The sequence below is a fragment of the Okeania sp. SIO3B5 genome (assembly GCF_010692555.1).
GTDB lineage: Bacteria > Cyanobacteriota > Cyanobacteriia > Cyanobacteriales > Microcoleaceae > Okeania.
The window spans coordinates 1-6245 of sequence record NZ_JAAHHG010000569.1 but is presented as its reverse complement, the minus strand read 5'-3'; the positions used below and the strand labels follow the sequence as shown (position 1 = coordinate 6245).

2 protein-coding genes and 2 pseudogenes are annotated in these 6245 nt (G+C 41.7%); all 4 read right to left on the bottom strand.

Annotation, left to right across the window (positions count from 1 at the left end; all coding sequences use genetic code 11):
* Positions 1 to 335: 335 nt before the first annotated feature.
* Complete coding sequence (locus F6K54_RS38365; RefSeq protein ID WP_293089341.1) at positions 336 to 1097, bottom strand: YebC/PmpR family DNA-binding transcriptional regulator; 762 nt, start codon at positions 1095 to 1097, stop codon at positions 336 to 338.
* Between the two features lie 442 nt (positions 1098 to 1539).
* Positions 1540 to 1914, bottom strand: a complete 375-nt coding sequence (locus F6K54_RS38360) for a histidine phosphatase family protein (RefSeq protein ID WP_293089339.1) — start codon at positions 1912 to 1914, stop codon at positions 1540 to 1542.
* Positions 1895 to 3837: pseudogene (gene ltrA, locus F6K54_RS38355) on the bottom strand (group II intron reverse transcriptase/maturase). The gene F6K54_RS38360 and the pseudogene ltrA overlap by 20 nt, the downstream one beginning before the upstream one ends.
* Positions 3838 to 4422: 585 nt before the next feature.
* Positions 4423 to 4734: pseudogene (locus F6K54_RS38350) on the bottom strand (histidine phosphatase family protein); the annotation flags it as partial.
* Positions 4735 to 6245: the final 1511 nt, after the last annotated feature.

The following is a 6245-nucleotide window of genomic DNA, read 5'->3' as shown; positions in this document are numbered from 1 at the left end:
GGGGGACAGGAGGAACGGGGAATGTAGAGGAGGTAGGAGCGGGCGTTTTGTCCCTTAATTTTTCTGCCCAACTCTTGCACAAAATGCTAGTTTTTTGAGCTTTCTTGAGCGAAAACAGGCGCACTTTCTTCAACCTAAAACAGCTAAAACCTTTATATATCAATGCTTTTATTTTTAATCAGCAAGCCCTAATTAGACATCTCCAAAAATCAAAAATAAAATCAATTCTTACCCATAAATTATCAATTATTCTTCCCTGTTCCCAGTTAAGTGTTCCCTCTTTTCTGGAGATGTCTATTGCTGATAGCTGACTGCTGATAGCTGAATGCTTACATCTAAACTAAAGCAGCAGAAATAAGTTCATTTGCAATATCAAAATTAGCTGTCACATTCTGCACATCATCAAGATCGTCAAGAGCATCCATTAACTTCAGGAGCGATCGCGCCTGGTCTGGATCTGTCACCTCAACAGTATTACTAGCAATCCACCGAAACTCAACTTCACTCACATCAAAGCCTTTACCCCGTAGCATCTGACTCAGATTTTCCAAATTAGTAGTTTCAGTAAATACCTCTGCACCTTGAAAATCGTCTTCAGAAATCGTTTCATAATATTCCGCTTCTCCTTCAACAGATGCTTCCAATAATTCATCCTCATCAACAGATCCTGTAATAGTCACCACACCCTTGTGGTTAAACATCCAACTTACGCAACCAGTCTCACCAAGATTACCCCCATTTTTAGTAAATGCACTTCTGAGGTCTGCTGCTGTACGGTTACGATTATCTGTAAGTCCCTCAATCAGAATCGCTACACCACCTGGCCCATAACCTTCATAACGAATCTCCTCCAGTTCATTACCATCATTGAACTGACCAGAACCTTTAGCGATCGCCCGCTCAATATTATCATTAGGAATACCTGCCACCTTTGCCTTATCTATGGCTGTACGCAACTGAAAATTACCCGCCGGATCGGCCCCACTACGGGCAGCAACAATGATCTGACGAGAAATTTTAGCGAAAACCTTGCCTTTAACGGCATCAACTCTAGCTTTTTGGCGTTTAATATTCGCCCATTTACTGTGTCCTGCCATAACATCAAATAGCGTAAAAAAAATACATTTTCATCAGTAATATTGATAACTATTCACAGGCAAAAAAGTCCTGGTTGAATAGTTATCAAACTTTTATCTAAATTGTATTTTAACGCTTTCTATCTTTTCAGTGGCGGGTTTAATACCCCGCCGTCAACAAGGGTACTTAGGGTTTGCTGAATAAAGCAAAGTGTGGGGACGGTGGGGAGTTGGTTCGTGTGGGAAGACAGAGAAAGTAGAATGAATAAAAGGCCAAAACCTTGGTTTACCAGTTCTTTGAGATTAGATCGGTAAAGCTCTACTTAAAATTGTTTGGGGTTATAATATCATGTCCGGATAATCAGCGATAGAACTCCATTCCGCTTACCGCGACCAAAAAACCATTACCCTTAAAACTTTTCTTTCCCTTCTGCCTTCTGCCTTCTACCCTCTGCCTTCCTTGTTAAACAAACCTGATATTAGTTTCTATATTCTCTAAATGAGAAGTATCGCCACTTAATTCCATAACCCATTGTTGTTTTTCACGAACAATTTTAACTAAACAACAAAGAGAGGCTTTAACTTCCACCGTAGCAATTTCACCTACTAACCCTGCAGCAGTGCCAATAACTGAAGCTCCGTGTCCCAGTAATAAAATATTTTCTGTGGGAAACTGTGCCACTAGACTTTGGGTAGTTTCTCCAGTGCGCTTCATACAAGCTTCCCAAGTTTCAGGATATTGGGGAGTGCCTGCATTGTAAGAAAGATCGATTCTGTTGTAAGTTTTGGCCATTATTTCTAGGGGTAGAGTTGTTAAACTAAGCCAGTTTGTTACCAAACCGACTCGTCTTCAGAACCGGACGTGAGACTTTCACCTCATCACGGCTCCTCTCTTAAACGTCCCTTGTCATGGGTACACCCCTACCTTAATATCAACATATCATCAACCCATAAATAACTTTCAGGTAAGTCCTGTAACTTCGGTTGTATGTATGTGTTTCTATCTAAGGCAGTTTTAGTATCGTGGCAATGTCGGTGCAACAGTTGTTTATTTTTGTATGTGTTGTCACCACCTTCAGACCTTGGTTTTATATGGTCAACTTCCAGTAGGTCAGTTGGTCTAAAGGTTAGTCCACAAAATGCGCATTTATTCTTTTGCCGTTTAAGTAGCGTTGTGACTTCTTTCCTTATGCCTGGGTATTTGCTGATTCTATTACTCCAATAAGTCCAGTCGCCGTCATAAGGGGATTTATTACCTTTTACTTTGACGTGCCGTATAATAGGAACATCTGAGTGTCGGTTTAGTATATATTCGCCGTCATTAAGTAACCAATTTATGGTTCCTTTGCAGCCAGGGAAATACTTATCTTTAACCCATTTAGCTGACTTATTTGGATGCCTTCTACTTACCCATCTCCATAGTCTTATCCATAGAAGATTATCAATTTTATTGAATATCTCTTTACTGACTACGGTTGAGAAGTAGTTAGCCCACCCCCTAATTACCGGATTTAATTTATCTATTAGAGCTTTAGTAGGAGCGGTTTTGTTCTGATCACATATATCCGCAAGCTTCCGGTAATGAGTTTTTATACTCTTAGAGGACGGTTTAATCAGCGTTTTAAATCCTTGTTTGGTTGACTTGGCCTTCCATTGCCTGATTGTGAATCCTAAGAAGTCAAATCCGGGTTTATTTCCTTCATATTCTTCCAAGGTGTGGGCAATTTTGGTTTTTTCTGGTTTTAGTTCTAATCCTACCTGGTTTAACCATTCCTGTATTACGGCTTTTGCTTGCAGGACTACTTTGATGTCTTTGTGCAGGATAACAAAATCATCAGCATAGCGTATTAAAGTTAAGGACTCTTTCTTTTGTCTTTTTTTGTACTTTTCCCCATTATCGTTTCGGATATCTAGGGTTGTGACAAATTCCATTAGCCTTTCTTCCATACCGTGTAGGGCGATGTTTGCGCTTTTGGGGACTTATTACCCCTCCCTGTGGTGTACCTTCCACAGATTCTAGGAATTGATTATTGTCCATAACTCCAGACTTTAACCATTGCTTGATTAACCGTCTGTAGGGAGATTGACCTATCTTTCCTAGAAGTGCATCATGGTTAATTCGGTCAAAACACTTTGATATATCGGCATCTAGTACATATTTTGGTTTTTGCTTGATGCTTTTGTAGATGGCCTCAATGGCATCATGTGTTGACCTCCGGAAAAGACCATAGCTATTAGGTTCAAAACGTGCCTCCCACTCTGGTTCCATACCCAACTTAACCAAGGCTTGTAACGCACGGTCGTACATTGTTGGAATTCCAAGAGGTCTCTTTTCATCCCTCCCTGGTTTTGGTATATAGACTCTGCGGGTCGGGCTTGCCTTTAGGTGTGGTGATGCGAGTAGGTTCACCAAGTTTAGTCGCTGCATTGGAGATAGATTTTTAATACCATCTATCCCGGCTGTTTTCTTTCCCTGGTTATCCTGTGTCACGCGCCTAACAGCTAGCAACCTAGCATAATAGCTTTTCAAAAGAAGTTTTTGGTATCTGCGCATCTTGCGGAATTCGCCACGGCTGGATGCTTTGTAAATCAATTTTTGTAATCGGAACACAGATTTCTCTACCTTCTTCCAATCTATATCCTTCCATTTGAGGTTAGGATTGATTGAAATTTGTGAAGGTATTTCATCTCTGCCCCATGCTACGCTTGAAAATGGCTTAGGGTTTCCTAATCTTCTTTTTAGTGTCTGAGCTTTATTCATTACTATTCATTGCCTTACATTACATTCAAAAGTGGGTACGTCAGCATAAAGAGCTTTTTACCCAATCCTACTCTCCCTAAGACCTGCAACCGTTGTGCAGATTTACCTTGAATGGCTTCCTAAGTTCTCGACCTATATTCTTAGGTGTCAAAGAGAGGTTTCCTCGTTCCCTTATTCCTTTTTACGGCTGATTTAGTGGGGTAAAATCTCCCGGAGGGTTCAGTATGATTGTTGATAATCTCGCCAAAATAAGATTATCCATTGACCCCCTGACTTTCGTCCTACACCCCATAGCTACCTTTGGGGCGGTTCTGCTTAACGAGAGTTTAATTACCTTCCTATTCGTCCACTTGTCAGCCTTTGCTCGCGGTATCGTTCCTCGGTAACTGGTATTGTCCCGCTTTTAGACCAGCTTCACCAATTTGATGTTCAGTCTCACCAGTGTGGCCTATACTGTCAACCCAACAACAAGGCGGATGGAATTTCACCATCAAGGTAATAAGAGTTTTCCAGTGACTGAATATTTAACATCCTTTAGGATTAGTCACGGAAGGCCATTTATATCTAGTTTCCTAGTTTAGTAGCCAACGAGTCGCACTCTGGCATAGCAGGCATCCATTCAGGATTTAACCATTCACACAGGCCCCAATCTAATTTAATCGGTAAATCAAGAACTTCTGCTACTTCATTGGCAGTTTGTACGGTTCGCAGAAAAGGAGAGGAAAAAATTTGAGTGATATTTTCCCCAACTAAACGGTTTGCCAGTTGTTTGGCTTGAATGACACCATCATCCGACAGATGAGGATCGTATGGTCTTTCAGCAGTGTTAAACCATTCGGGGTTTACGAAGTCGATGCGGTTTCCGTGCCTTGCTATCCAGACTGTTTGTTGAAACATAGGTTCATCTGTTGCAGATTGCAATTTTAAATATATAACAATTACAGCGCTACGCGCTAGGGAATAGGGAATAGGGAATAGGGAATAGGGAATAGGGAACAGCAGACTTTCAAAGGGTTTTTCCTGCGGAATCCGTCAGTAAACAGGATTGAAAAATTGTATCCTTTGAAATTTTGAAATTTTGTACATCTTGCTAGAGTGAGTTAACCAAAAATATACAGTTGTAAATATTCTAGGCGCGACAATGAATTAGCTCTGCCCTCCTGGGTTATATCATGTCCGGTTGAACAGTTATAAATAAATAACGACTTAGGAGTCAGGAGTCAACCCACCCCTCGCCCCTCCCCCTCCCAACCCACCCCTAGCCCCTCCGGTGGAGGGGAGGGGAAGTCAGGAGTCAACCCACCCCTCGCCCCTCCCCCTCCCAACCCACCCCTAGCCCCTCCCAGGAGGGGAAGAAAGAAGAAGGAAGAAGAATAACTGGAGTTGAAGGAGAAAGTTTTTTATCACGCTCTTATCCGGACATGATATTAGGGGTGGGTTCCCTACTCCCTACTCCCTACTCCCTCTTTTCTGGAGATATCTAGTAGGAGAATGCTTTGACCACTGTAGCCTATCTATGTGAAAACATTCTTTGAAATCTTGACTATTGTCACATCACTTTATTGCATTTGGCATTACTTTCAAGACAAAAGTGATAGATCTGCTGCGTCTTTAAAAAATCTTCATAAAACTTTTCAGTATTTTTATATAAAAATAAGGAAATAGCTGCTAATGTATAGATAAATAAATTAAGTATTAACTTATTTGTTAATGATTATTTTATTGGTTTGTGTGTTGTAATTAGTTTCAGCTTCCTCAAGGAGAGGGGGCTATTTTTTTTTGAGACCCTGAAATGCTTTTTGAGATGAAGTCCTATGGCAGAAGAAAGAAGGAATAGGACAAATATAGCGCTACGCGCAAGTCAGAAGTCAGAAGTCAGAAGTTAGAAGTTAGAAGTCAGAAGTCATCATAGATAGGGTCTGCTGAATAAAGTCTTTTTGCTGGGGTAGGAGACAGGAGACAGGAGACAGGAGACAGGAGAAATAGGAATTTAGAAGAGGTAGGAGCGGGCGTTTTGTCCCTTGATTTTTATGCCCAACTATGCGCCTAAAATACCCTCCTTTTTGAGTGTCAAGAGCTGAAAACCAAGGTATTTCAGACCTCAAAAGGCTAAAGTCTTTATATGTCAATGCTTTTAGATTTAATCAGCAAGCCCTAGATAGAGAAGCCATTCTTTTGACATCCTCCCCGGCCTGTTAGCGTTTGCGCAGCATGACCATAGGAAAGCTCCTCTGAAAGAGGCAGGCACGGGGATTCCTACCGAGCCGTAGCTCCTCGGCGAGTTGACGTTTTGCTTCGCATAGCTGTCGCTAACATTGGCTGCTGCACCCACCCCTCTTGCTCCCCTCCCGGGAGGGGATGGGGGTGGGTTACGCTTGCCTCCACGTCCGTTTAATGTCTCGGACTGC